This is a genomic window from Flintibacter sp. (assembly GCF_046973065.1).
The window spans coordinates 22,057-47,589 of the sequence record NZ_JBKVXZ010000013.1; the positions used below are offsets into that span (position 1 = coordinate 22,057).

Below are 25,533 nucleotides of genomic sequence, written 5' to 3' on the forward strand. Positions count from 1 at the left end.
CATACAGAATACAGTATAACATACTTTTCAAAAAAACAAAATGGGAAATCCGGTGAAAAGGCACGAAAAAGGCCGCCCAAAGGCGGCCTGACGGGGGAGAATTCAGCTTCGCTCCTCAAAGCTGGCGCCGCAGCTGCGGCAGGTGACGGTGATTTTTCCCTTGCCCCGGGGGACCCGCAGCTGTTGGCCGCAGTTGGGGCATTTGAAGTAGCGGTGTTCCTTGTCTCTGTGTGCCGTGCGCTGAAAGCGCAGCCAGCGGATCACGGGGCCGGCCACCTGGAGAAACTTTGCGTTTTCAGCCCGGCGGCGGGCGGCGTTGCGGGAGAGGGTACGAAACAGGAGAAGGAAAAGCACCGCCAGGGACAGCCAGTACAGCACCCCCCACCGGGTGAGGGCGGAAACCAGATACAGGACCAGGTATAAGCCCAGCAGAGCCAGATTGAGCTGGTCGGTCCCGTAGCGGCCGTACATAAAACGCTGGATGGCGTTGCGGATCATAGGCAGCCTCCTAAGTAGAGAAAACAGGCGCGAGGGCGGTTTTTTCTCTTGAAATATCTTGAAAATATGATAGCGCGAGAGTATGAACTCGTCAAGGAAGCAATCGTAAACAAAGTGTGAATTGTTCCTGGCAGAACAACAGAAACCGGGGCATTTGTCTTGCGCCAGGGGACAAAATAGGGTATACTTTTCCCAAATGAACTGGGAGGACCGCTGTATGAAGCGCATCGACAAAGAGAACTATTACCTGGATATCGCCGAGACCGTGTTGGAGCGGTCCACCTGTATGCGGCGGTGCTATGGAGCCATCATCGTCAAAAACGACGAGATCGTCTCCACCGGCTATAACGGCGCGCCCCGTGGCCGGAAGAACTGCATGGACCTGGGCTACTGCACCCGGGAGGCCATGAACGTGCCCAGCGGCGAGCGCTATGAGCTGTGCCGCTCGGTCCACGCGGAGATGAACGCCATCATCTCGGCCGCCCGGCGGGACACCCTGGGCGCCACCCTGTACCTGGCGGGCCGGGAGGCCAAGACCGGGGAGCTCCTCCACGACGCCACCTCCTGCTCCATGTGCCGCCGACTCATCATCAACGCGGGCATCCAGCGGGTGGTCATCCGCAACACCGACCGGGATTACAGCGTGGTCCATGTGGAGGACTGGGTGCGGGAGGACGACTCCCTGCCGGAGCAGCATAAGTAAGGCTCCACCTTGACAGCCCCTGCCGGGGCGGGTACAATAAAGATGACCGCATAACAATCGAGCACAGGGGCGCTGGAAGCTTTTCCGGCTGAGATGCAAAGGCGAATAGGCCGCCTTCGGTCCCTTAAACCTGATCCGGGTAATGCCGGCGTAGGAAGTGAACGGAATGTGGACTCATGTCGTTTCTTTCGTACCGCACTGCACCCGCTTGGATGTGTTGCGGTACAACATTTTTTAGGAGGAAACGAGTATGAATTCCACTGCTGTGACCCGGCGCGCCCAGTCCATCCGGCTGCGCCGCCTGGTAGAGAGCGCCATGATGCTGGCCATCGCCACGGTGCTGAGTATGTTCCCCTTCCAGGGACCCTGGGCGCTGGGGGGCGGTATCACTGTGTGCTCCATGCTGCCCTTGGTGGTGCTGTCCTGGCGGTACGGCTGCAAGTGGGGCGTGTTTGCCGCCTTTGTGTACAGCCTTCTGCAGATGGTGCTGGGCATCCAGAACGTGCAGTACGCCGACAGTGTGCCCACCGCGATTCTGATCATTTTGTTTGACTACGTGCTGGCATTCTCGGTCATCGGACTGGCCGGAATGTTCAAGGGCCGGCTGGGCAATCCCCGTCTGGAGCTGGTGCTGGGCATCGTGCTCACCTTTTTGGTGCGCCTTGGCTGCCACTATGTCTCCGGCGTGGTGGTTTGGGAGGTGCTGTGGCCCAATGAGCTGGGCTGGGCCGCGCCCATCTGGTCCATTGCCTACAACGCCAGCTATATGATCCCGGAAATTATCATTACCTCCCTGGTGGCGGCGCTGTCCTACGGCCCGCTGAAGAAGTATTACCAGGGCCAGGACCTGAACTGACCCCTTCGGGGGCGAAGAAAGAGAGGCCCCCATGGGTAAATTTGACGGCCTGCTGCTGGTCAGCGACTTTGATGATACCTTATATGATTCCCATCACCGGGTGCCGCCCCGCAATCTGGCAGCCATCAACTACTGGCTGCGGGAGGGGGGACGGTTTACCGTGGCCACCGGGCGAGCCTACACCACCTTTGCCCCCTACGTCCACTTAGCGCCCATCAACGCCCCGGTGGTGCTGTCCAACGGCTCGGCCATCTACGATTTCCACACCGATACCATGCTGGTGGAGACCCAGCTGGACCCCCGGGCGCCCCAGGACTTCCAGGCCCTGATGGACGCCATCCCCTCTCTGGGAATGGAGGCCTACCACGGGGAGGACATCTATGTCTACCGCCCCAACTACGTCACCTACGGCCACATGCGCAAGGTGGGCACCGACTACACGGTGGCGCCCATTGCCGATATGCCCACCCCCTGGAACAAGGTTATTGTCCAGCAGGAGTACGACCAGCTGCTGCGCGCCCGCGCCTGGCTGGAGGAGCACTGTCCGGAGCGGTACGAGGCCATTTTCTCTAACCGCTACTACCTGGAGGTCACCCGCCGGGGATGCAATAAAGGCGGCATGGTGCAGCGGCTCATCGATATGCTGGGGGTGGAGCGGGACAACCTCTACTGCGTGGGGGACAACCAGAACGATATCCCCATGATGGCCCTGTCCGCCATCCCCTTCGCGCCGGCCAACTGCGCTCAGGAGGTCAAGGACTGGGGCGCCAAGCTGCTGTGCCACTGCGACGAGGGCGTTATCGGCGACATCGTGGAGATCCTGGACCGGAAATATTGAGCATCACCTCCCCGACCTTCAAATGGGGATTGACAAAGAGGGGCGGGGGGTGGATAATAAACCCGTCCCAGCTAAGGCCGGGACATTCTTCGGACGGAAAATACAATGGGGAGCGCGTGAGCGCTGAGAGGAAGTTCGGCTTCGACCCAGAAACCTGATGCGGATCATGCCGCCGTAGGGATGTGGACGTGCTGTTGTGCGTCCGGGCGTGCCTGCGGCACGCCTCTTTTGTTTTTTTCGGCCGGAGTGCGAGGAAGGACTGCCAAAGGCGGCAGGCCGAGGGGGAGCGCCCTGGGCCTGTGTCCTGCTTTCGTATACAACTGGACAGCGATGGGAGGCCGTGTTCCGGCATGAGAGGAAGCCAGTAAGCTTCGACCGACCCGACCCGGTAGTTTGCCCGGGCGGGGGCTCCGCGGCGCTGGGAGACCGGCGTGGGGGAGGGCTGTCCATGTGGGATCCCACTCCTTTTCCGCGGAAGCTTTTGGGAAAAGGAGTCTTTTTTATGAAACGCAACCCCTCTCTTCTGCGCCTGGTGGTGCTGGCCATGCTGGTGGCCGTGGGCGTGGTCATCTCGCCCATCCTCCGTGTGGAGGGCATGTGCCCCACCGCCCACCTTATCAACATCGTGTGTGCGGTGCTGCTGGGTCCGGTGTACTCCTTCGTGTGCGCCTGCACCATCGGCGTCATCCGCATGAGCCTGATGGGCATTCCCCCTCTGGCCCTCACCGGAGCGGTGTTTGGCGCGGCCCTGTCGGGCATTTTGTACCGCCTCAGCGGCGGACGGCTCATCTTCGCCGTCATCGGTGAGGTGGTGGGCACCGGCATCATCGGCGCGGTGGCCTCCTACCCGGTGATGACCCTGTGGTGGGGCTACACCGGCCTCACTTGGGTGTACTATGTGCCCTCCTTCATTGCCGGTACCCTCATCGGCGGCAGCGTGGCCTTCCTGCTGCTCAAGAAGCTGGCCAAAAACGGCATGCTGCTGAAAATGCAGCAGGAGCTGGGGGCCAAGGTGTTTGACCGCCCGGTCACCGTGGCCGGGGACAGCATGGGCATCGTCTTCCTGGGCATCATTGCCTACCTGGCGGTGCTGGTGCTGGTAAAGAACGTGCTGAAGGCCACCGGCGCTGCCATGGCCATGCCCTGGGTGGTGCTGGCTCTGTTCGTGGCCGTGGCCGCCTACTACTATTTCTCCCACCGAAAGGAGAGCGTCAACGCATGAGTCAGTCCCTGGGAGCGCTGCTGGAGGCCCTGCGCAGCCGCCGGCCCCTCATCCACTGCATCACAAACCCCATCTCCATCAACGACTGCGCCAACCTGATCCTGGCGGCAGGGGGACGGCCCATCATGGCCGAGCACCCCGGGGAGGTGGCTGAGATCACCGCCACCGCCGCCGCTCTGGCGGTGAACCTGGGTAACATCACCGACGTGCGCATGGAGTCCATGGTGCTGGCCGGGCAGGCAGCCCGGGAGGCGGGGGTGCCTATGGTGCTGGACTGTGTGGGCGTGGGGTGCAGTAGCCTGCGCCGGCGTTATGCCCAGGACTACCTTGCCAAGATTCAGCCTCAGGTGGCCAAGGGGAACCTGTCGGAGCTGTTGTGCCTCTCCGGCGCCCGCCAGGGCATGTCTGGGGTGGACGCGGACGGCAGCGACCGGCTGGAGGGGCAGACCCTTTCCGCCCTGCGGGAGTTCAGCCGCCGCCAGGGAGCGGTGCTGCTGGCCTCGGGGCCGGTAGACGGGGTGTTTGCTCCCGACGGGCGGCGCTGGGAGATCCGCAACGGCCACAGCATAATGAGCCGCCTTACCGGGACGGGGTGCATGCTCAACGTGCTCACCGCCGCCTTTTTGGCAGTAGGGGAGCCGGAGGAAGCGGCGGTGGCCGCCGCCGCCATGCTGGGCATCTGCGGAGAGCGGGCAGCCCGAGAGGCCCGTGGGCCGGGAAGTCTGCGCGCCGCTCTGTTGGACGCGGCCTATACCCTCATCCCGGAAGAATTGGACCATGAGGCGGCGGTACGCCCCTTTGAGAAAGGATGAAACATATGAACCCTGTGGATTTGAAGCTGTACTTGGTGACGGACAGCGGCTACTACGATGAGAAGCGGTTTTTGGACATGGTGGAGAAGGCCTGCCGGGGCGGCGTGACCCTCCTGCAGCTGCGGGAGAAGAACCGGGGCGGCCGGGAGTACCTGCGCCTGGCCCAGGCGGTGAAGGAGATCACCGACCCCGCGGGGGTGCCCCTCATCATCGACGACCGGGTGGACGTAGCCCTGGCCTGCGGCGCGGCGGGCATCCACGTGGGCCAGACCGACCTGCCTGTTTGGGCGGCCCGGCAGCTCATGGGTCCGGACAAGATCGTGGGTGCTACCGCCAAGACGGTGCCCCAGGCTCTGGAGGCCTATGAGCAGGGGGCGGACTACCTGGGCGTGGGAGCGCTGTTTCCCACCGAGACCAAGGTGAACACCGTCCTCACCTCCATAGACACCTTAAAGGATATCGTCAAGGCGGTGCCCATCGGCGTGGTGGGCATCGGCGGCCTGGATGAGAGCAACGTGGACATCCTCACCGGCAGCGGCGCTCAGGGCGGCGCGGTGGTGCGGGCCATCGTCAAGGCCCAGGACCCCGAGCAGGCGGCCCACCGTCTGCGGGAAAAGCTGGACGCCATCCTGAAATAAAAAATCCGGACCTGGTTTTTAAAACCAGGTCCGGATTTTTCTATGTGGATAAAGCCTTCTGCCTCAGTACCAGTACAGGGGGATAAAGAACAGCCAGGGGGCGGTGACGATGGCCATGGTGAGAGCTACCACATGCTTTTCCCGCTGGGTGAGCAGCTCGCACTCCTTCATGGCCCGCTTGTCAAAACGATAGATGCACACCCCGGCCAGGGCTACACCCGCCAGCATCCAAAGAAACGCTACGGGGTGAAGGAAGGCGTTGGCACAAATGGAAGCGCTTATGTCGTCAGCCCAGGACGCATGAGGGAAAAAGAAGGGGAGTAAGACCCCTGGCAGCAGGAGTACCATCCCAATAAAATCGGCGACAAAGCCCCACCACCAGAATTTCAACCCCAGTTTTTTTACCACTGCCCACTTGTTTTTGTGCTTCAGGCCCATCAGAGCCAGGGTGAGCACTAGGCAGTCCACCAGCAGGTTGGCGGGGGCGACGATCAAAAAGATCTGGGGAAAAGCCAGAGAAGCCACACGGGAAAGAGCACGTTGTACAGGCGCACTTCCTTCTTCATGGAAGGTCCTCCTTCCCAGTGTTGCGTTTTGTGTGGCTTTCACGCCACAGCGCACCCAGAATATTGCCTGCCAGAGCGGGAATGGCGGTCATAAAGCAATGAAACAGGGCGCTTTCGTTAAACAGCAGGTATACCATAGGCAGATAGCACACAAAGCAGGCAATGGGGAACAGGGGACATACCCCCTGGCGCTTGCCCAGGGACAGCCCCACGCACAGACTGGCTACTGGCAAAATGAGGTAGGGATATACGAGCCCGGTGAGGGCGGGGAAGTCAACTCCCGCCGCCCGCTCGATCCCGCGCAGCCCCAGCGGAAGGGCGGTGCACAGCAAAAGGACAAAGGGCAGATAGGGCAGCGTCTCCCGCCACTTGAGGGGAGTGGGGCCAGGGTCCAGGCCCAGCAGCTCCCGCAGCTGAGCTACCTCCAAATACCACCCCGTCCAGTGGCCCAGCCAGATGAGCAGGTACAGCAAAAGCAGCAGGCTTTCCCAGAACAGCACGCCGCGTATGTCCTTGGCCATGTTCAGCTCTACTACCAACAGGGCAAAAAAGGCGGCGGTGCATACAAAATGGCCCATAGAATGGAGCAGCAGCGCACGGCCGCTGTCCGCAAAGGGCTGGGTGGCCAGTCCCGCCATGGCGCCCAGTCCTACACAGGCCAATACCGCCAGAAATGAGCTCTCCCGGCTGTGTATCACGTAGGGAATCCAGATGATCCCCACCAACAGTCCCAGTGCACTACCCAAAAGGATGTGCACCAGAAGCATCCGTGTCTCTTGTTTCATCGTGTCCGCCTCCTCTCCAGCCGTAAGGCCTCTTTGATTTTCTTCACATATCGCCGGGATACATAGGCGTATCCTGCCTCTCCCAGGGGCATACGGATGGTGCCGGTGAGGGACAGATCCACCGCCGTTACCTTGTCCAGATTGATGATCTCTCCGTTGGAGATGCGCACAAATTTTCCCCGGTCCAGCTGCTCTTCCAGCTCATACAGCCGCTCCCGCAGCAGATAGACCGCCCCGCCGTCCACCGTGGCATATACCCGCTTGTCCTGGGCGTAGCAGCGCACTACCTGGCTCTGGGGCAGCAGGGTCATGGTGTCCTCCTGCCAGCCCCGCAGGGGGGAGAGCTGTTCCGACTCCAGCCGCCGCACCAGCTCGTCCAGCTCCGGCGAGGGAGCGGGCGCCAGCACCACGATCCCGATCTCCTTGCGCTCCGGGTCCAGTTTCACTTCCACCTGCATCCCTTCGCCCCCTTTCTTGGCTTTAGTATAGACGAGAGCTTCTTCTCCGTCTACCGATTTTGGACGAATGGCCGTCAGCACAGGACAAACGGAGCGGGACAGCTTTCCCGTTGACAGTTTTCCGGCGGTGGGCTACAATAGAGGGGCTGTATCGCCAAACTGAATATGCGCCAGTAGCTCAATAGGATAGAGCGCGCCCCTCCTAAGGGCGAGGCTGGGGGTTCGATTCCCTTCTGGCGTGCCAAAAATCCCGGAAATCGATCGATTTCCGGGATTTTTATTGATGATGCAAAATACAATACACATAAAAAAGCCCCCGACGTGGAGCTGCAAGAAACAGCAGCATGCCAGGGGCCTTGATATGTTTTATTAGAATTCGGCGTTGCCCCAGGTTCTGGGATGCAGCTCCACGTCGCGGATGTTGTTCACGCCGGTGAGGTACATCACCATACGCTCGAAGCCCAGGCCGTAGCCAGCGTGGCGGCAGGAGCCGTAGCGCCGCAGGTCGCAGTACCACCAGTAGTCCTTGGGATCCATGCCCAGCTCCTGGATACGGTTCTCCAGCAGCTCCAGGCGCTCCTCACGCTGAGAGCCGCCGATGAGCTCGCCGATGCCGGGCACCAGGCAGTCGGCGGCGGCCACGGTCTTGCCGTCGTCGTTCTGGCGCATATAGAAGGCCTTGATCTCCTTGGGGTAGTCGGTGACAAACACAGGGCGCTTGTACACCTGCTCGGTGAGGTAACGCTCGTGCTCAGTCTGCAGATCGCAGCCCCAGTAGACCTTGAAGTCAAACTTGTCGTTGTTTTCCTCCAGAATCTTCACCGCGTCGGTGTAGCTCACCCGGGCGAAATCGGAGGAGGCCACGTGCTCCAGGCGCTCCTTGAGGCCCTTATCCACGAAGGAGTTGAAGAAGTTGATCTCATCGGGGCACTTGTCTAGCACATAGCGGATGACATACTTGATCATGGCCTCGGCGTTGTCCATGTAGTCGTTCAGGTCGGCAAAGGCCATCTCGGGCTCGATCATCCAGAACTCGGCGGCGTGGCGCTGGGTGTTGGACTTCTCGGCGCGGAAGGTGGGGCCGAAGGTGTATACGTTGCCGAAGGCCATGGCGAAGTTCTCACAGTTGAGCTGGCCGGACACGGTGAGGTTGGCTCGCTTGCCGAAGAAGTCCTTGGAGTAGTCCACGGTGCCGTCCTCGTTCTTGGGCACGTTCTCCAGGTCCAGAGTGGTCACCTGGAACATCTCACCGGCGCCCTCGCAGTCGCTGGCGGTGATGATGGGGGTGTGGACGTAGACAAAGCCCTGATCCTGGAAGAAGCAGTGGATGGCGTGGGCCGTGGCGGAGCGTACCCGGAAGGCGGCGGAGAACAGGTTGGTCCGGGGACGCAGGTGCTGGATGGTGCGCAGGAACTCCACGCTGTGGCGCTTCTTCTGCAGGGGATAGTCGGGGGCGGAGGGACCCTCCACAGCGATGGTGTCGGCCTTTACCTCCAGGGGCTGCTTGGCGCCGGGGGTGAGCACCACAGTGCCGGTGACGATCAGGGCGGCGCCTACGTTCTGGCCGGCGATCTCCTTATAATTGTCCAGCACGTTGGCGTCCATGACGATCTGAAGATTCTTAAAGCAGGAGCCGTCATTGAGCTCGATAAAGCCAAAGGTCTTCATGTCTCGGATGGTGCGGGCCCAGCCGCAGACGGTGACCGTCTGGCCGCCCAGCGCCTCCTGATCCGCAAAAATGGCGGCAATGGTGGTGCGATCCATAGTTGTTCTCTCCATTTCTCCGCGTCTGCGCCGGAAAGGGGCGCAAGACGGTAATATAATGTGTCATTATACCGCGTTTTCCCCGGATTTACAACCCCTAAGCCTGGTGTGGAGATGGAGAAATGTGGGATTGCGGCTTGCTTTTTCGCACAAGGAATAGTATAATATGTACACAGCTTTTTGGCGACTTTGATGAATTGGAGGCGACACTATGAATATCCGGTCCAAACTGAACCCCAAGGTAGAGGTATCCGTGATTGCAGGCCACTTTGCCACCCGTCACTCTCACAATTCCCACTACATCGACATCACCCGCATGAAGCACGAACACACCATGGCCCGGGAGGCCGCCATGACGCTGGCTCAGCGCTACGCCTACGACAAGGGTGTGGACACCATTGTCTGTCTGGACGGCAGCGAGGTGCTGGGTGCCTTCCTGGCCCGTCATCTCACCAAGAATGACCGTTTTGCCGTCAACAGTGATAAAAACATCAATGTTATCACCCCCGAGTACGACTCCAACGGCCAGCTGATCTTCCGTGACAACCTGTCTCCCATGGTCACCGGCAAGGATGTGCTGATCCTCATTTCCACCGTCAACTCCGGCAAAAGCGTACGCCGGGCGGTGGAGTGCGTGCAGTACTACGGCGGCAAGGTGCAGGGCATCGCCTCGGGCTTCAGCACCCTGGATGCGGTGGACGACATCCCCATTTACAGCCTCTTTACCCCCGAGGATATTCCCGGATATGCCACCTACTCCCCCAAGGACTGCGCCATGTGTGCCCAGGGTCTTAAAATCGACGCCCTGTCCAACAGCTACGGCCTGTCCCGTCTGTAATCGATATTTCTTTGCGGCCGCCCGAAGGACGGCCGCTTTTTTAACCTTGCGCCGGATCATAGAATATAGTATGATGGTTTCGATCCAAACCATTTCGATACAGAGAAGGAGGGGCCAACCATGGTTCGACCTCGCAGTATTCCCTTAAGTATTGTACTGTCCATTATTACATGTGGTATTTACGGCATCTATTGGTTCGTCAGCCTCACCGATGAGGTAAACGAAGTGACCCAGGAGTATGATACCTCCGGTATCGTAGCATTTCTGCTCAGCCTCGTCACCTGCGGCATTTATAGCATCTACTGGGGCTACAAGATGGGTGACAAGCTGGACCGGGCGCGGATGCGCAACAATATACCGGCCGGTTCCTTCCCCATTCTGTTTCTGGTGCTGAATATTTTCGGTCTGAGCATCGTTACCTGCGCCATCATCCAGAGTGAGCTGAACCACTATACCCCTGTACAGCCCCTGTGAAAGAACGCCTGAAAAAGCTGGCCATTGGGGGCGCAGCCCTGGTGGGATTGGGAGTGGCCTACACCGCTCTGATCCTTGTCATCGGCCGGGGACTGTATTGCCCGGTCTGGAAGCTGACCGGCCTTCTGTGTCCCGGCTGCGGGGTGACCCGGATGTGTCTGGCCCTGCTGCGCCTGGATGTGGCGGCAGCCTGGCGGGCCAATGCGGCCCTGCTGCTGGCCCTGCCGGTGCTGCTTTTGCTGGCGGCGCGCATGGCGGTGCGCTATGTGCGTACCGGCCAAAAGCTGCCCAGCCGGGGAGAGGAGCGGGTTTTCTGGGCCCTGCTTATTTACTTTCTGGCCTGGGGCGTCCTGCGCAATCTGATGGCCTGACCATACGAAAAGAAAGCGGAGAGGACTATGTCCTCTCCGCTTTGTTATGTATGGCAATAAAACTCCAATTTGTATTGGAAATCCCGATGCATTCAGCCTGCGGCGCTCTGCTGGTCGGATTCCTCCATGGCCTGCTTCACCGCGCTAATCAGGGCGGGGACCATCTGCTTTTTTCGGCTGACGACCTGGGGCAGGACCGCCATGCCGTCCTTGACCTCCACGCCGAAGGCGTGCTCCACCAGGCGCTGGGCGCCCTTGCCCGCCATGAGCAGGTCGGTGCTGGCCGAGCGTACATCGGTGAACATGTAGAAGATGAAGTCCAGCCCCTGCTTCTCCAGGGCGATGGGCAGGTAGGGACCCAGCAGCTTTTCGCTGGCCAGACGGTTTTTCTGGCTCATGTAGCTGCCCTGGCCTACGCCGAAGCGCACCTCGCCGCTGGTGAAAATCTTGTAGTCGCCCCGGAAGACCTCCTCGGCGGTCTTGCCGGTGATGTCGCCGCCCGCCTCAAACATGGCGTCGGCGTACTTCTCCAGATCCACACCGGCAATCTCGGCCAGCGCCCGGGCGGCCCGCTCGTCCATGGGGGTACAGGTGGGGCTGCGGAACATCAGGGTGTCGGAGAGGATGGCGGAGAGCATGAGTCCGGCAGTGGTGGGGTCGATCTCCGCCGCATTTTCCAGGTACATCTGATAGATAATGGTGCAGGTGCAGCCCACCGGGACATTGCGGAAATAGACCGGACCCTCGGTCTCCATGGAGCCGATGCGGTGGTGGTCGATGATCTCCAGCACCTCGGCCTGGTCAATGCCGTCCACGGCCTGGCTCTTCTCGTTGTGGTCCACCAGAATGATCTGCTTTTTCCGCAGGTTCATCATGTTTCGGCGGGAGACCACGCCCACATACTTGCCCTCGTCGTCCAGAATGGGGAAGTAGCGGAAACGTACCGAGGCCATGCGCTTGGTGGCCGCCTCCACCGAGGTGTTCAGGTTAAAGTAGAGCAGGTTTTTCTGCACCATGTAGTGGCGGATGGGGGCGGCCTGGCGGATCATCTGCCCGGCCACATAGGTGTTGCAGGTGGTGCTGAGGATGATGCAGCCCTTTTCCTCGGCCAGCATGCAGATGGTGCGGGAGATCTTGCTGTCCATGCACACCACCAGACAGCCTGCGTCCATCTCCAGGGCGGTGAGCTGGCTTTCAATGCGGTTGCCCACAATGACGATGTCACCCTTGGAGATGGCCTTCTCCATCTGTTCGGGGCTGCCCGAGCCGATAATAATGCTGCCCTCGACCCGCTTGCCCTCCACGTCGCCTACCACCACGGTGGCGCCCAGGGTGTCAATGATGTTCTGATAGCTGGTTTTGGCCTCGGCCAGGATGTAGGTGTCCAGCACGTCCATGTTGGCGGTGGCCACGTCTTTTACGGTGATGACGCCTTTCAGATTTTGCTCCTCGTCCACCACACACAGGGTGTCGATCTCCTGGTCACGCATGGTGACCCAGGCGCTGCGCAGGCTCATCTCGCCGTCCACGCCCGCCATGCGGCGGATGTCCACGTCCCGGATTTGGGAGCGCACGTCGGTGTAGAGCTGCGGCGCGGGTACGTTAAAATAATTGAGGACAAACTCGGTCTCCCGGTTGAGAAGACCGGCCCGGCAGGGTTTGCAGGGGTGGTCGGGGTCGATCATATTTTTCAGCCGGCTGTATGCAATGGCGGAACAGATGGAGTCTGTATCCGGGTTGCAGTGGCCGATTACCTTGATCTGATGGGTGTTCAGTTCCTGATTGGTCATATACGCCTCATTCCTTCTCATAGGGCGGCAAATGCCGCGAATATTGGGGTCGGTTTGGGGTGGATTCGCTCTTTTCTATGTCATTATAGCATAGTTCGCAGAAAGGAGGACGTTTTTTAAGAAAACTTTTCCTTCCTTTCTGTTTTTTAAAGATGGAAAAGCCGGGCCGCCTGTCTCAGGCGGTCCGGCTTACGGAACATCTGGCTCTTACGCGGGGAACGAAGCCGGCGGTGCGGCTCAGGATTCCGAGGTTTTTTTCTTGCAGGGTTCGGGCTCCACAGGGGGAAGCTGCTTTTTCAGCTGCTCCAGGTGAAGCATCATACGGGTGAGGGTGCCCTGCATTTCGTCCAGGGTGGCCTTGTCCACGTTGTAGTGGAGGAACAGGCTCTCCAGCTCGTGGGAGAGCTCCACACCCTTGCGGGAGACGTCCACAAACTCCTCAAAGTTGCTGCTGTGCTCCGCGGTGCGGAAACGGCGCAGGTCCTCTTTGATAAACTTGGTGATCTCCTTGGTGTCGGCATACTTGCCCTGCACCATGGCGTAGGGGCGCATACGCTGCAGGAAGTACTTGTCGTGCTTGGTGATATTAAAGACGTAGGAGATCTCCATGCCGTTTTCCAGAGTAAAGTCCACGATGTACATGTGGCTGCGCAGCTTGGTGATCTGGGTGGCGCCCAGCTGACTGAGCTTTAAATCTACGATATCACCACTTACGGTATTTTGGTTCATAACCCTTCCTCCCTTTCCATCACGCAAATCGAATCAGCAGATAGACGGTACAAATGGCTACCGACAGCAGCATCAAGGGGAAGCCCTTTTTCAGGTAGCTCATAAAGGTGATGGGGTATCCGTTCTTGGCACTGACTCCGGCCAGAACCACGTTGGCGCTGGCGCCGATGAGGCTGCCGTTGCCGCCCAGGCAGGCGCCCAGAGACAGGGCCCACCACAGGGGCAGCACATCCATGCCGCCCTGCTGCATGGTCTGGATCATGGGGATGAGGGTGGCCACAAAGGGGATGTTGTCCAGGAAGGCGGAAATGAGGGCGGAGGCCCACAAAACCAACACAATGGCCAGCACCTCATTGTCGCCCACCAGCTCCAGCATGCCGTTGGCCAGCATGGCGATGACGCCGGTGCTGTTCAGGCCGCCTACCACCACAAACAGGCCGATGAAGAACAAGATGGTGGACCACTCCACGCCCAGAATCACGTCTTCTGCGTCCTGACCGCCGATGAGCAGCATCACACCTGCCGCGGTGAGTGCCACGGTGGCCGACTCGATGCCCAGCTGGGCATGGAAGATGAATCCCACCACCACCAGTACGATCATTATAACACTTTTCCGCAGAAGGGAAGCATCTTTTATGGTCAGTTTTTCATCCAGGGTGAGAACTTTTTCCATGTTCTCCGACTCCACGTGGAGGTTCCCCCGATACATGAGGAAAAAGATGGCTACCACCACAGCCAGAATGATCAGTACCACCGGACCGGTGTTGACAATAAAGTCGGCAAAGCTCAGACCGGCGGCGCTGCCGATCATGATGTTGGGCGGGTCACCGATGAGGGTAGCGGTACCGCCGATGTTGGAGGCCATGATCTGAGAGAGCAGAAAAGGCACCGGATTGACCTCCAGGATCTGGGTAATGGCAATGGTCATGGGGCCGATCAGCAGCACCGTGGTGACGTTATCCAAAAAGGCGGAGAGCACCGCGGTGATGACCGCGAATACCGCCAGGATAGCCATGGGCTGGCCCCGGGTCAGCTTGGCCGACCAGATGGCAATGTACTCAAACAGGCCGGAACTCTTGACCACGGCCACAAAGAGCATCATGCCCACCAGCACGCCGATGGTATTCAGATCCACATAGTCGGCGGCGGTTTCAATGGTAAGTACGTGGGTCAGCAGCAGGACCACCGCTCCGGCCAGCGCAGCCACGCTGCGGTGTACTTTTTCCGAGATGATGGCGGCCATCACCAACAGGAATACGCCCACCGCAATCATTTGTTGCAGGTTCATACTCGATCACTTCCTTCACAGGCGGTCATTTTAACGCTTTGTTTCCCCGGTTGTAAAGAATAATTTTGCAAGATTAACAACAATTTAACAGGAAAGTTTTTTGGCGTTTTCACCTGTACATCACATATAACAGTCTAAATGCGACTTTTCTGTGGAATCTGTTTTCCTAATGCAGGATATCCTGCAAATCAATGGAGCGAGCGGTTGGAGTCAAGGCCGGGCAGAAAGAAGCGGGAAAATAAAAACGCAGGAGCGGCGCAGAGCGTCACTCCTACGGAACTGTTTCTTATGGGTACAGAGGCGAAACGAAGTTTCGCAGAAAGTTCTTTGCCAAGCTTTCTTTCAAGAAAGCGGAGCTTCGCAGGAAGCTTTTTTGCCTACTTTTTTCTCGAAAAAAGTAGGAGATTTCTTTCAAGAAAGCTGACGAGAAGAAATGCGGACCACCATGGCGGTGCGGTCGTCGGTGGCCTGTTGGGGACTGTTGGCAATGAGGTCCCGGGCCAGCTCTTTTGGACTGTCGCCTTTGAATTGCAGGAAGCGGTCCCGCAGCCACTGGTCGTCCTGAGGTCCTGCCACCCCGTCGCTGATCATCAGCACGCAGTCCCCCGGGGAGAGGTGGATGGGGGTGCGGTCGGGCACGGCGGCGCTCCCTTGCTCCAGCCCTGCCGGGAGGGAGGCGGCGGTGATGCGGCGGACCGTCTCGCCCTTTTTCACGTAGGTGGGCGCGGCTCCCAGCTTGAAGATGACTCCGTCGCCGGTGAACAGGTCCAGCTGGAGCAGGTCCACCGTGGTAAAGCCCCCCGTCTCCTCCCCCCGGAGGGCCAGAGCGGAATTCAGTGTGGTAAGCGCGTGCTCCGTGTCCACCCCCGCCTGCAAGAACTGTTCCAACAGCCGCAGTGCCAAACTGCTCTCCCGATTGGCAGCCAGACCGCTGCCCATTCCATCACACAGTAAAACATATAACGTTCCATCCTCCCGCTTGAAGTAGGTGCCGCCATCGCCGCTGACTGTCTCTCCGTCCTTTTTCCGGGCCGCCACTCCGGCCACCGCCATGAGAGGCTCCTGTTGGATGAGGACCAGACGCTCCTCCTCCTGCTCCTCCACCCGGAGAGGCAATCCCAGCAGCTGAATGAGAGAGCCCAAATGCTGGGGCTGGGCCAGCTGGGCGGCGGCAGGACCTACCACTTCCAGGCGGAGAAGTCCCCGCCCATCCCGGAAGGCGCTGCCCTGGCTCTGGTCGTCCAGCAGAGCCAGTCGGCCCTGGAGCTTGCGCTGGGTCACCGGATCGGGAATTAATTCCTCTCCTAACTGGGCGGCGGCCTGCTCCAGCACGCTGGAGAGCTGGGCATACTGCCGGCACACCGCCCAGCGGCTCTCCTGGATGCGGCTGTTGTACTGGCGGCGGTAAAGGAGAGCGGTGAGCTCCCGGTTGACCGCCGCCAAAAACTCGGGAAAGTGGATGCACCGGCTGGAAAAGTGGGCAGGGAAGTCCCCGGGCTCCCCCTGGCCCCGCTCCACCATGGCCTGGGTGGCGTCGTTGAGGGCGTTGAAGGTAGTCACATAGCCCCGCTCCCAGCACTGGCTGCGCAGGGAGCAGGTGCGGCACACCTGACAGGCCGCCCGGTCAAAGACGGTGGCCACATCGTTGTCATTCCGGGGCGGCCGAAAGGAGGAGCGCATGGTCTCGTAGAGGGTGCGGAAGGCGTGGGCGGTGTCCTCCAGACGGCGGCGGGTGCGCTGCTGGGCGGCCTGGTCCGGATCGGCGGGCACGGCGGGGGTGAGCCACCGGCCCAGCTTTTTCAGGGGCACCTGCGGCAGCAGGAGAAATACCACCGAACCTAAAAACGCCTCGTATAAAATAGAGATGGGCAGTCCTTTGTCCCAGGTCCACAGGACCGAGGCCCCGTTGACTAATACGTAAGCCAGCGCGGAGCGGAGCTTCCGCCCGCCGGAAAAGGCACCCGCCGCCAATCCCGCCAGCCCCAGAGCCATGGCATACATGGGCACCCCATTGGCGGCCAGATCCAGGGCCAATCCCGCCGAGATGCCCAGCACTGTCCCGGCGGCGCAGCCTCCCTGCCAGGCCACCGCCAAGACCGCGGTCACCGCCAGACACCGGCCCAGGGAGATGTCCCGGTAGAGGCAGACCGGCGCCAGGGCCAGCAGCACCGAGCAGAACAGAAACAGCAGGCTGGCGGTGCGGGCGGGGGTGGAGAGGGTGTCGGTGCGTCCGGCACGCATGGGTGCCAGGAGCTGCCGGTAACACCAGCCCGCCGCGGCGCACAAGATGAGCTCCGTGGCAAAGTAGATGACGTCCACCGTGCGCCAGCCCTCCTGGGAGAGGTAGACAAACCCGGTGCAGCCGTTGAGCAGGGCGGCCAGCAGGGGCATGGCCCAGGGGCGGCGGAGAGCCTGTACATCATAAAACGCAAAGCTCACCGCAAAGGTGAGGATGGCCGCGGCGGCATAGCGAAGGCCGTCGGCAAAGCCCAGCTGAATAAGATACCCGCCAAAGGCTCCCAGCAGGGCGGCCGCCCCGCAGGTACCGGAGCCCGCTGCCCCCACCAGAGCGACCCCCCAAGGGGCGTATTCTTCAAATACTGCCGCTCCCGTCAGTACCGAGGCGAGCAAAAAATGGATGCCTGCCTCGCTCCAGCGCAGCAGCGCCGAGGCGTTCACCGGCACCGGCTCCCCCTGTTTTGAGTGCCAGCGCAGTCTGTTGAGTTTGGTTTTCACCGATTCCCTGGCCGCCATAGCCTTTCCTCCTTTGTAAAAGACCCGGTCGCCGGGCCGTGTGTGGAAGCCATTATATTCCATATACTGGAAAAATCACGTCGGAACAGGGAGAGGCGCACCGGCGGGGCAAGCCAGCAAATTCTACTTGTAATTCCAAGGAAAATAGACTACAATATAGACTATATCAGTGTGAAATCCTATCCTCAGCGAAAGGAAGGTATCCAACCTATGAAACTGCAAAACGATCTGGGCGAGATCCGCATCAGCAGCGAGGTGTTCACCGCTGTCACCGGCAGCGCCGCCACCAACTGCTATGGCGTTAAGGGCATGGCGGTGCGCTCCAAGACCGACGGCCTGGTTCACCTGCTCAAGCGGGAGTCCATGGCTAAAGGCGTAAAGGTATATTATAATGAGGACGGTACCGTCTCCATCGAACTGCACATCATCGTGGAAAACGGAGTGAATCTGATGGCGGTCTGCCGCTCCATTATGAGCGAAGTGCGCTATGTGGTCAGCAAGACCACCGGCGTGGAAGTAAAGTCTGTGGATGTCTGTGTGGACTCCATGCGCTTTTAAGGACATTTGTAGAAAGGAATTTTGCCGATATGACACAAACCATTGACGCGGCGGCCTTTCAGCAGATGGTCATCCACGCAGCCGCCTCTATCAACGCTGAAAAGCAGCAGATCAACGACCTCAACGTGTTCCCCGTGCCCGACGGCGATACCGGCACCAATATGAGCCTGACCATCGGCGCCGCGGCCATCGAGCTGAAAAAGAACCAGTATGCCACCGTGGGCCTGGCCGCCAAGGCGGCCGCTTCCGCGCTGCTGCGGGGCGCCCGCGGCAACTCGGGCGTCATCCTGTCCCTGCTGTTCCGCGGCTTTGCCAAGGGCATCAAGGAGTGCGAGACCATTGACGGCCGGGACCTGGCCATCGCTCTGGACTTCGGCGTGGCCGCCGCCTACAAGGCCGTTATGAAGCCCGCCGAGGGCACCATCCTCACCGTGTCCCGCATGGCGGCCGCCCGTGCCGCTGGCGCTGCCCGGGAGGATAACTGCCTGGAGAGCGTGCTCCAGGCCGCCATTGAAGAGGGCCAGATCGCCCTGGACAACACCATCAACCAGAACCCCGTCCTGAAAAAGGCGGGCGTGGTGGATGCCGGCGGCAAGGGTTTCCTGGTGATCCTCCAGGGTATGCTGGACGAGATCCGGGGCGTGCCCATGCCCCAGAGCGAGCAGGAGGAGGAGAGCGCCCCCGCAGACAAGGCCGACTTTGCGGCTATGGCTGCCGAGGACATCACCTTTGCCTTTGATACCGTGTTCATCGTGCGTAAGCACACCGAGAATGTGGACCTGGACCCCTTCCGCAAGTACCTCAACAGCATCGGCGACAGCCTGGTCATCGGCGAGGATGACGAGGCCTTCAAGGTCCATGTCCATACCAATATTCCCGGCGAGGCTCTCACCGAGGCCCAGAAGTACGGCACCCTGGAGCTGGCCAAGATCGAGAACATGCGCACCCAGGCCGACGATCTGGCCGCGGGCAAGCATGTCCAGAGCACCGATGACCTGGAGGCCATCGAGGCCGAGCTGGAGGCGGGCTGTGCCCAGAGTGAGCCGGTGAAGGCCGCGCCCGAGAAGAAGTACGGCTATGTTGCGGTGTGCGCCGGCGCGGGCCTGGAGTCCGTGTTCAAGGATCTGGGCGTGGACGGCGTCATCTCCGGCGGTCAGACCATGAACCCCTCCACCGAGGATATCCTCAAGGAGATCGACAAGACTCCCGCGGAGATCGTCTTCGTGCTGCCCAACAACAAGAACATCATCATGGCCGCCCAGCAGTGTCAGCGGCTGTGTGAGGACAAGAAGGTAGTGGTCCTGCCCACCAAGACCGTGCCCCAGGGCATCGCGGCCATGCTGGCGGTGGACCCGGACATGGACGAGGACGCCATGACCGAGGCCATGACCGAGGCCTTCGGCCGGGTGCGTACCGCCGAGATCACCTACGCCGCCCGCAATTCCGACTTTGGCGGCTTTGCTATTCAGCAGGGAGACTACCTGGCTCTGCTGGAGCACCAGCTCTTCGGTACCGACCAGGATCTGGACGCGCTGCTGAACAAGCTGGCCCAGTCGGAGGAGATGCAGGATGCGGAGTTTATCTCCGTGTTCTACGGTGAGGACGTGAACGAGGAGCAGGCCCAGAAGGCGGCCGACCTCATCACTGCCGCTTGCCCCAACGCCGAGGTCAGCCTGCTGCCCGGCGGACAGCCTGTGTACTACTATATGATCTCTGCCGAGTAAAACGAAAAACCAAATTCAGTGCCCCCGCCCGAACAGGGACGGGGGCGCTGTTCTATCCGCCGGAGGCGAGGGAGGGAAAAGGATGAGAAGATGGATGGCGGGTGTGCTGCTGGCAGGCGCATTGACTCTGGAGGCCGGAGCGGCCCCGGTGCCGGATACCCAAAATCCCGGCCAGAGCGGCCCGGAACAGGAGACGGTGGGACTATTTTTGGATGTGCCGGAGGACGCCTACTACGCCCCGTGGGTCCGTTGGGCGGTGGAGCGGGGAATGGCCAGCGGCACCGGCGAGGGAATGTTCTCCCCGGATGCCCAGTGTACCACCGCCCAGGTGGTGACCATGCTGTGGCGAAGCGTGGGGTCGCCGGAGCCTGTGGGCCAAAATTCCTTCTCCGACGTGCCTGCCGGCTGCTACTATGAAAAGGCGGCGGTGTGGGCCGCAGAGGCGGGACTGGTGTCGGGCACCGAGTTTGGCGGCGATGGGCTGTGCAGCCGGGGAACCATCGTCACCATGCTATGGAAGCTGGCGGGAAAGCCGACTGCCCAGCAGGAAAGCCAGAGCGAAACGGAGTGGAATCTGCTTCTGGTCAACCCCTGGAACCCTGTGCCCCAGGATTTTTCTATCGCACTGGCCCAGATCGAGGGGAGCGATTACTCGGTGGATGAGCGGTGTGTGGATGCCATGAATCAAATGATGGCCCACTGCTGGTGGGCGGGAAACCGGCCGGTGGTCTGCTCGGCCTACCGCACCCCGGAGAAGCAGGAGCAGCTGTTTACCAAGGCGGTGGCCAAGTGGATGGGGTTTGGACTGTCCCGGGCGGATGCGGAGAGGGAGGCGGCTCAGGAGACCGCCGTGCCCGGTACCAGCGAGCACCAGGCGGGTTTGGCTGTGGATATCATCGACGCCGGCTACCCCAAGCTCAACGAGAAGCAGGCCTCCATGCCCACCCAGAAGTGGCTGATGGAGCACTGCTGGGAGTACGGATTTATCCTGCGCTATCCGGAGGATAAATCAGAGATTACAGGCATCATCTACGAGCCCTGGCACTACCGCTATGTGGGCGTGGAGACTGCCAAGGTGATCCATGAACAGGGTCTGTGCCTGGAGGAGTATCTCCAGCAGCGGGCGGAGTACCAGAGCGCCGTGGCTTGGGCCTGGGAAAAGGGTGTTACCGCCAGTCAGAATGTGGACGACTTTGCGCCTTATGACACTTGTACCCGAGCCCAGCTGGTCACCTTTTTACATCAGGCTCTTGCCGAAAGCTAGAAACCCCAATCCTCCCCCACTGACCTGCGGCACAGTGGGGGAGCGGTTTTTACCGAAAGTTTTCCACCGTTAGCCGCCAAAATGGGGAAAACTTTTTGAAATTTGAATTTTCCTCTTGACTGTATACCAGGTGGATAGCTTACGCTCCAGACAGAAGGAGGTGGCGGCATGACCATCAAGGAGCTGGAGAAGCGCAGCGGGCTGCCTCGCACAGCCATCTGCTTTTATGAACAGCAGGGACTCATTACCCCGGAGCGCCGGGAGAACAACTACCGCGACTACTCAGAGGAGGACGCCCGGACCCTGGAGAAAGTGAAGCTGCTGCGGCAGCTGAGTTTGGACCTGGAGGCCATCCGGGCGCTGAAGGAGGGGAGCCTCTCTCTGGCCCAGGCCATGGAGCGCCAGGCGGAGGTGCTGGAGGGGGACCGGGCGGACCTAGAGCGGTATGCCCGGGTGTGCCGGGAGCTGAGCCAGGCTCAAGCCGACTATGACTCTCTGGAGCCAGGCCCCTGGCTGGAGGAGCTGTCCCAGACCGAGCTGCCCCCTACACGAAGGGTGGATCCGGCCCGGGAGGACGGCCTGCGGGGGCCTCACCCCTGGCGGCGGTTTTGGGCCCGGTATCTGGACCTGATGTTGATGACCCTGGTGTGGCAGGTCCTGCAATTTCAGGTGCTGCACTGGTATATGCCCACCCTTTGGTTTCGGGACCAGCTCCAAACAGCCGTCAGCGTGGGCCTGTCTTGGGTACTGTTACTGTTAGTAGAACCAATCCTTCTATGTACCTGGGGATACACCCCGGGCAAGTGGCTGCTGGGCCTTCGGGTGCGGCGGCTGGACGGCCGGAAACTCGCTTGGGACCAGGCGGTGGAGCGGCTGTTTTTGGTGCTGTGGCGGGGACAGGGGCTGTGTATCCCTCTGTACCGGGAGTGGCGCAGTTGGATGTGCTTTGTGGACTGCACCGACGGGAAACCACTGCCCTGGGAGAAGGAGAACCGCTGCATGGCCCAGCCCATTCGCCGGGGCCGCTGGGTGGCCTGGGCGGTCTGCTGGGCTGCTATGACGGCCCTGTCCGGTGTGAGCCTGCTGTGGAGCCAGGTGCCGCCCCATCCAGACGCGCCGTTGACCCCTATCCAGGTAGTGGAGAACTACAATTTCTATGAACGCCAGCTCTCCGACTTTGACCAGCACGCCAGCGCTCTGACCCCCGACGGAAGCTGGGAGACCGTGCCGGCTGTCTACCAGAACCGGGAGTGGAGAGAACTGCGGGAGGAAGAATTTGGAGAGTGGTCTTCCGTCCGTTTTGAAACCAATGCAGATGGGACAGTGGCCGCCATGCAGCTGGATTTTTCCCCCAAGGGGGACCCCTATGATGAACTGGTTCATGTGGGGTGGGTGATGAATGAGGTGCTGGAGCCGCTGCTTCTGGCAGCGGACCCCAGCGGAGAGGCCCGCAACCCGCTCCAGGAGGGGGAGAGACAGCGCCAGGCCGGGGGTGCCTGTGATGCCCTGCTGAGCATCCCTTTCCAGGGGGCGGGGGCAGAAAACCAAGTTGAGGGTCCCGGCGGCATAACGGTGACCGTGGAGGTGAGCCAGTGCCAGGGGTATCAGGCTTCATCCTATTTTGGGGACTACTCCATCCTGCTTCAGGAAAAGCCTGGAGCGGGCACGCTCTCCTTCCATATTACCCTTGAAATGCCCTAAATGAGCAAAAAAGTCCGCCGTCCGTGTGGGACGGCGGACTTTTTTAGAAACATCAGCGGTCGGCCACCGCTTTGCGCATCCACTTGCCGCTCTTGACTCGCAGCAGGGAGACTGCAGCGCCGATGGCCCAGCCGGCGGGAATGGACCACCAGATGGAGTTGGCACCCAGAGGGGTGAGGCAGGCCAGGCCGTAGGCGATGGCCACACGGGAGAACAGGTTGGCCATGGAGCTGAAGGTGAAGGCGCCCATATCGCCCGCGCCCCGGAGCATGCCGTTGGGCACGAAGAGCAGGCCCATGAGGATGTAAAACACCGACACGGTGTGCATATAAGCAAGGCCGTAGCCCAGTGCGCCGGAGGTATCTCCCGGGTCCAGGAACAGGGAGAGCAGCTGGCTGCCGAAGAGGAAGATGATGATGGTAATGGCTAGGGAGAAGACCACCACCATAAACAGGCAGGCCTTCAGACCCTCTTTCACCCGGTCGTACTTGCCCGCGCCGATGTTCTGGGCGGTATAGCTGGACATGGCGTTGGAGAAGTTCATGTTGGGCAGCATGGCCAGGGTGTCGATCTTGGTGGCGGCGGTATAGCCGGCCACCAGCACCTTGCCGTAGGAGTTGACCAACCCCTGCATCATCATCATAGACAGGGAGACCAGAGACTGCTGGAGCATGGAGGGCAGGCCGATCTGGGCGATACGCCGCACGGCGGTCATGTGAAACAGGGGAACTTTCTCATTTTCCCGGCCCTCCTCGCAGGGCAGACGCTTCATCCGCCGGTACATGACGATGAGGGAGGCCACCGCGCACATGCCCTGGGCAATCAGGGTGGCCCAGGCAACGCCGGCCACCCGCATGTCAAACTGGATGACAAACAGCAGATCCAGCACAATGTTGGTCAGGCTGGAGATGATCAGAAAAATCAGTGGGGTTTTACTGTCACCCTGGGCGTTGTAGATGCCGTTGAGGGTGTTGTAAAGGAAGAGGAATACCGCTCCGCCAAAGTAGATCTGTAAGTACAGCTCCGAGTCGGCCATAATGTCCGGGTCGGTGCCCAGCAGATGGAGCAGAGGACCGGCAAACACGGTGCCAAGGCCCATAATGATGAGACCCAGCACGCTCAGGGAGATGATGGCGGTGGAGATGGTGGATTTCATCTCATGGATACGCCCCGCGCCAAACAGCTGGGACACCACCACGTTGCAGCCCATGGACAGTCCCGAGGCCACGGCTACCGACAAAAACACGATGGGGAAGGAGGAGCCTACGGCCGCCACCGCGTCCTCGCCCACAAATTTTCCCACCACTGCCGTGTCCACCATGTTGTACAGCTGCTGAAACAGGTTGCCTGCCACCATGGGCAGGGCAAAAAAGAACAGCAGCGGCAGCGGCTTTCCTTCCGTCAGATTTTTAACCATGCTCCTTCTCTCCTTGTTTGTATTCCATAGCATTCTGGGTGATGCGGGTAAACAGATCAGTAAACAAAGCCCGCTCCTGTGGAGAAAATCCCTGGAAACAGACGGCGTTCCACTCCTCCACTGACTGCTGGATGGCGCCCGCCAGCATCAGTCCCTCCAGGGTGGGGGAGACCAGCTTTTCCCGGCGGCAGCGGTCGCTCACCGCCCGCTCCACCAGGCCCAGCTCCTCCAGCCGGGCCAAAGCGCGGGCCACCGCCCCCTTGTCCAGAACCAGCTGTACCACCAGATCTTCCTGGCGGGTCTGGCCCTGTTTGCCCAGCCAGCGCAGAAGCATTCCCTCCACGGTGGACAGGCCCAGCGTCCCCATCCGGTCCCGGTAATACTGCCGCTCAATCCGTCGAAAAACGTCCTTGTTGTCCTGCAACCCAATTCCTCCTTTGTTGCCAGTATCAACAGTTGTATTTTACAACAGTATAAACCGGCTTGCCAATCCACAAAATATACAAAAAAGGAAGAAAAGGGGCACACTTTTTAAAAAGTGCGCCCCTTTTCTTAAAAAATGGGAACATTTGGTTCAAGGCCGGCGGAAGATCACCGTGCCGTTTTGCGTCTCCATGACCAGGTCGCCCCGGTCTACCAGAAACTCCAGGAAGAAGCGGATGTTGCGCTCAAAGCGCAGGGCGCGGCGAGGTTTTCCGGTGAGCAGCTTATGATACTGACACACCGCCTGACATACCTCGCTGGCCGTCATGGGCCGGGTGACCTGGTCATAGACCTCCCGGGAGCGAAGCTGGGCCAGCTCCTGGTTCTGGTCGATGAGTTTGTCAAGCTCTGTGCCGGGGCAGACTCCCCGGTGGGCCATAATGAGGTAGTCCCAGGAAAAGCTCCGCAGCTTCTCCCGGCTCTCAATCCCCATCTGGTGGGACAGGCAGTAGGGCAGCTTGGAGGTGAGCATCTCCTGGGAGAGCAGGGCGTCACCGGCATAGCACACGTTGTCGGGGGTGACGGTGCACACGTGGCCCACCGAGTGACCGGGGGTGTGGAGGATGGTAAACTCCGCTCCGGCAAAGGAGAAGGGGCCGTCCTGGTCAGGGATAATCACGTCGGGAGTGTGGACCAGGTTGGAGGACTCCCGCTCCACCATGTCGGGGGGCAGGAGCAGAAAGTAGCACTTCAGGGACAAAATGCTGGCGCACATGCCCGCCTCCCGGGCGGTGAGAGCCACGGGAATGCGGTACTTCTCCTGAAAATAGCGGTTATTTCCCGCGTGGTCGATGTGGGCGTGGGAGCAGAGGATGCCTGCGGGAGTGAGCCCTGCCTCCAGCAGGGTGTTCTCGATGTCCTCCCGCTCCTGCTCCAATCCGGTGTCCAGCAGGATGCACTTGTTGTTGTCCAGGCGGTAGAGGGGGATGAGCTCAAACCCCTCCAGCACCCAGGTGTTGCCTTTGACTTGGGTCAGTTTCATATCGGTCTCCTCCTGAGACG

24 protein-coding genes, 1 tRNA gene, 1 pseudogene and 2 riboswitches are annotated in these 25,533 nt (G+C 60.4%); of the genes and pseudogenes, 14 read left to right on the top strand and 12 right to left on the bottom strand.

Features of this window, described 5'->3' with window-relative positions:
* Nucleotides 1-102: 102 nt before the first annotated feature.
* Nucleotides 103-498: a hypothetical protein gene (locus ACLTXB_RS06850; protein WP_428226486.1), complete on the bottom strand. Its 396-nt coding sequence runs from the start codon at nucleotides 496-498 to the stop codon at nucleotides 103-105.
* Nucleotides 499-715: 217 nt separating this feature from the next.
* Between ACLTXB_RS06850 and ACLTXB_RS06855 the strand changes: the two genes are divergently transcribed.
* From ACLTXB_RS06855 to thiE, 6 genes and pseudogenes are all read left to right on the top strand, one after another.
* Nucleotides 716-1,201: a deoxycytidylate deaminase gene (locus ACLTXB_RS06855; protein WP_110441730.1), complete on the top strand. Its 486-nt coding sequence runs from the start codon at nucleotides 716-718 to the stop codon at nucleotides 1,199-1,201.
* A gap of 55 nt (nucleotides 1,202-1,256) precedes the next feature.
* A riboswitch (TPP riboswitch) is annotated at nucleotides 1,257-1,375 on the top strand.
* A 76-nt stretch (nucleotides 1,376-1,451) separates the two neighbouring features.
* Nucleotides 1,452-2,057: an energy-coupled thiamine transporter ThiT gene (locus ACLTXB_RS06860; RefSeq protein ID WP_325207137.1), complete on the top strand. Its 606-nt coding sequence runs from the start codon at nucleotides 1,452-1,454 to the stop codon at nucleotides 2,055-2,057.
* A gap of 31 nt (nucleotides 2,058-2,088) precedes the next feature.
* Complete coding sequence (locus ACLTXB_RS06865) at nucleotides 2,089-2,895, top strand: HAD-IIB family hydrolase (RefSeq protein ID WP_428226487.1); 807 nt, start codon at nucleotides 2,089-2,091, stop codon at nucleotides 2,893-2,895.
* A 96-nt stretch (nucleotides 2,896-2,991) separates the two neighbouring features.
* A riboswitch (TPP riboswitch) is annotated at nucleotides 2,992-3,094 on the top strand.
* Between the two features lie 303 nt (nucleotides 3,095-3,397).
* Nucleotides 3,398-3,919, top strand: a pseudogene (thiW, locus tag ACLTXB_RS06870) (energy coupling factor transporter S component ThiW); the annotation flags it as partial.
* Nucleotides 3,920-4,113: 194 nt separating this feature from the next.
* The gene (thiM, locus tag ACLTXB_RS06875; protein ID WP_428226488.1) at nucleotides 4,114-4,929 is read left to right on the top strand and encodes a hydroxyethylthiazole kinase; all 816 of its coding nucleotides are present in this window, start codon (nucleotides 4,114-4,116) and stop codon (nucleotides 4,927-4,929) included.
* Nucleotides 4,930-4,934: 5 nt separating this feature from the next.
* Nucleotides 4,935-5,567, top strand: coding sequence for a thiamine phosphate synthase (gene thiE / locus ACLTXB_RS06880; protein WP_428226489.1), 633 nt, complete (start codon nucleotides 4,935-4,937; stop codon nucleotides 5,565-5,567).
* A gap of 63 nt (nucleotides 5,568-5,630) precedes the next feature.
* Here the strand turns inward: thiE and ACLTXB_RS06885 are convergent, their stop codons facing one another.
* The 3 genes from ACLTXB_RS06885 to ACLTXB_RS06895 are packed head-to-tail and all read right to left on the bottom strand — an operon-like array spanning nucleotide 5,631 to nucleotide 7,376.
* Entirely contained in the window at nucleotides 5,631-6,092 is a 462-nt protein-coding gene (locus tag ACLTXB_RS06885) for a hypothetical protein (protein WP_428226490.1), read from the bottom strand.
* Nucleotides 6,093-6,129: 37 nt separating this feature from the next.
* Nucleotides 6,130-6,918, bottom strand: a complete 789-nt coding sequence (locus ACLTXB_RS06890) for a DUF3021 family protein (protein WP_428226491.1) — start codon at nucleotides 6,916-6,918, stop codon at nucleotides 6,130-6,132.
* On the bottom strand, nucleotides 6,915-7,376 hold the full coding sequence (locus ACLTXB_RS06895; RefSeq protein ID WP_428226492.1) for a LytTR family DNA-binding domain-containing protein: 462 nt from the start codon (nucleotides 7,374-7,376) through the stop codon (nucleotides 6,915-6,917). Before ACLTXB_RS06895 ends, ACLTXB_RS06890 begins: the two co-directional genes overlap by 4 nt.
* A gap of 167 nt (nucleotides 7,377-7,543) precedes the next feature.
* Here ACLTXB_RS06895 and ACLTXB_RS06900 point away from each other — a divergent pair.
* A tRNA-Arg gene (locus tag ACLTXB_RS06900) sits at nucleotides 7,544-7,620 on the top strand.
* A gap of 125 nt (nucleotides 7,621-7,745) precedes the next feature.
* Here the strand turns inward: ACLTXB_RS06900 and asnS are convergent.
* Nucleotides 7,746-9,140 carry an asparagine--tRNA ligase gene (asnS, locus tag ACLTXB_RS06905; protein WP_020989797.1) on the bottom strand — a complete coding sequence of 465 codons (1,395 nt, stop codon included), beginning with the start codon at nucleotides 9,138-9,140 and terminating at the stop codon, nucleotides 7,746-7,748.
* Between the two features lie 211 nt (nucleotides 9,141-9,351).
* On the opposite strand from asnS, the gene ACLTXB_RS06910 reads away from it, so the two are divergent.
* The 3 genes from ACLTXB_RS06910 (at nucleotide 9,352) to ACLTXB_RS06920 (ending at nucleotide 10,823) form a co-directional block, all read left to right on the top strand.
* On the top strand, nucleotides 9,352-9,978 hold the full coding sequence (locus tag ACLTXB_RS06910; protein ID WP_008981177.1) for an orotate phosphoribosyltransferase: 627 nt from the start codon (nucleotides 9,352-9,354) through the stop codon (nucleotides 9,976-9,978).
* A gap of 120 nt (nucleotides 9,979-10,098) precedes the next feature.
* Nucleotides 10,099-10,452, top strand: coding sequence for a DUF4234 domain-containing protein (locus tag ACLTXB_RS06915; RefSeq protein ID WP_008981178.1), 354 nt, complete (start codon nucleotides 10,099-10,101; stop codon nucleotides 10,450-10,452).
* A complete protein-coding gene (locus ACLTXB_RS06920) occupies nucleotides 10,449-10,823 on the top strand; it encodes a DUF2752 domain-containing protein (protein ID WP_428226493.1) in 375 nt (124 codons plus the stop codon). The genes ACLTXB_RS06915 and ACLTXB_RS06920 overlap by 4 nt, the downstream gene beginning before the upstream one ends.
* Before the next feature lie 92 nt (nucleotides 10,824-10,915).
* Here ACLTXB_RS06920 and ACLTXB_RS06925 read toward each other — a convergent pair whose 3' ends face one another.
* The 4 genes from ACLTXB_RS06925 to ACLTXB_RS06940 all read right to left on the bottom strand — a co-directional run bounded on the left by ACLTXB_RS06925 (nucleotide 10,916) and on the right by ACLTXB_RS06940 (nucleotide 17,384).
* Nucleotides 10,916-12,613, bottom strand: coding sequence for a putative manganese-dependent inorganic diphosphatase (locus tag ACLTXB_RS06925; RefSeq protein ID WP_110442171.1), 1,698 nt, complete (start codon nucleotides 12,611-12,613; stop codon nucleotides 10,916-10,918).
* Between the two features lie 237 nt (nucleotides 12,614-12,850).
* Nucleotides 12,851-13,342: a hypothetical protein gene (locus ACLTXB_RS06930; protein WP_428226494.1), complete on the bottom strand. Its 492-nt coding sequence runs from the start codon at nucleotides 13,340-13,342 to the stop codon at nucleotides 12,851-12,853.
* Between the two features lie 19 nt (nucleotides 13,343-13,361).
* Nucleotides 13,362-14,630 (bottom strand): SLC13 family permease, encoded by a 1,269-nt coding sequence (locus ACLTXB_RS06935; RefSeq protein ID WP_110442172.1) that lies wholly within the window; start codon nucleotides 14,628-14,630, stop codon nucleotides 13,362-13,364.
* Nucleotides 14,631-15,041: 411 nt separating this feature from the next.
* A complete protein-coding gene (locus tag ACLTXB_RS06940) occupies nucleotides 15,042-17,384 on the bottom strand; it encodes a SpoIIE family protein phosphatase (protein ID WP_428226495.1) in 2,343 nt (780 codons plus the stop codon).
* 210 nt (nucleotides 17,385-17,594) lie between these two features.
* Between ACLTXB_RS06940 and ACLTXB_RS06945 the strand changes: the two genes are divergently transcribed.
* The 4 genes from ACLTXB_RS06945 to ACLTXB_RS06960 all read left to right on the top strand — a co-directional run bounded on the left by ACLTXB_RS06945 (nucleotide 17,595) and on the right by ACLTXB_RS06960 (nucleotide 22,631).
* Entirely contained in the window at nucleotides 17,595-17,942 is a 348-nt protein-coding gene (locus ACLTXB_RS06945; RefSeq protein ID WP_008981184.1) for an Asp23/Gls24 family envelope stress response protein, read from the top strand.
* 29 nt (nucleotides 17,943-17,971) lie between these two features.
* On the top strand, nucleotides 17,972-19,666 hold the full coding sequence (locus ACLTXB_RS06950) for a DAK2 domain-containing protein (RefSeq protein ID WP_428226496.1): 1,695 nt from the start codon (nucleotides 17,972-17,974) through the stop codon (nucleotides 19,664-19,666).
* An 82-nt stretch (nucleotides 19,667-19,748) separates the two neighbouring features.
* A complete protein-coding gene (locus ACLTXB_RS06955) occupies nucleotides 19,749-20,930 on the top strand; it encodes a D-alanyl-D-alanine carboxypeptidase family protein (RefSeq protein ID WP_428226497.1) in 1,182 nt (393 codons plus the stop codon).
* A gap of 168 nt (nucleotides 20,931-21,098) precedes the next feature.
* Nucleotides 21,099-22,631, top strand: coding sequence for a MerR family transcriptional regulator (locus ACLTXB_RS06960; protein ID WP_428226498.1), 1,533 nt, complete (start codon nucleotides 21,099-21,101; stop codon nucleotides 22,629-22,631).
* Between the two features lie 52 nt (nucleotides 22,632-22,683).
* Here the strand turns inward: ACLTXB_RS06960 and ACLTXB_RS06965 are convergent, their stop codons facing one another.
* From ACLTXB_RS06965 to ACLTXB_RS06975, 3 genes are all read right to left on the bottom strand, one after another.
* Nucleotides 22,684-24,048, bottom strand: coding sequence for an MATE family efflux transporter (locus tag ACLTXB_RS06965; protein ID WP_428226499.1), 1,365 nt, complete (start codon nucleotides 24,046-24,048; stop codon nucleotides 22,684-22,686).
* Complete coding sequence (locus ACLTXB_RS06970; protein ID WP_428226500.1) at nucleotides 24,041-24,472, bottom strand: MarR family winged helix-turn-helix transcriptional regulator; 432 nt, start codon at nucleotides 24,470-24,472, stop codon at nucleotides 24,041-24,043. The genes ACLTXB_RS06965 and ACLTXB_RS06970 overlap by 8 nt, the downstream gene beginning before the upstream one ends.
* A 150-nt stretch (nucleotides 24,473-24,622) precedes the next feature.
* Complete coding sequence (locus ACLTXB_RS06975) at nucleotides 24,623-25,513, bottom strand: MBL fold metallo-hydrolase (RefSeq protein WP_428226501.1); 891 nt, start codon at nucleotides 25,511-25,513, stop codon at nucleotides 24,623-24,625.
* Nucleotides 25,514-25,533 lie beyond the last annotated feature (20 nt).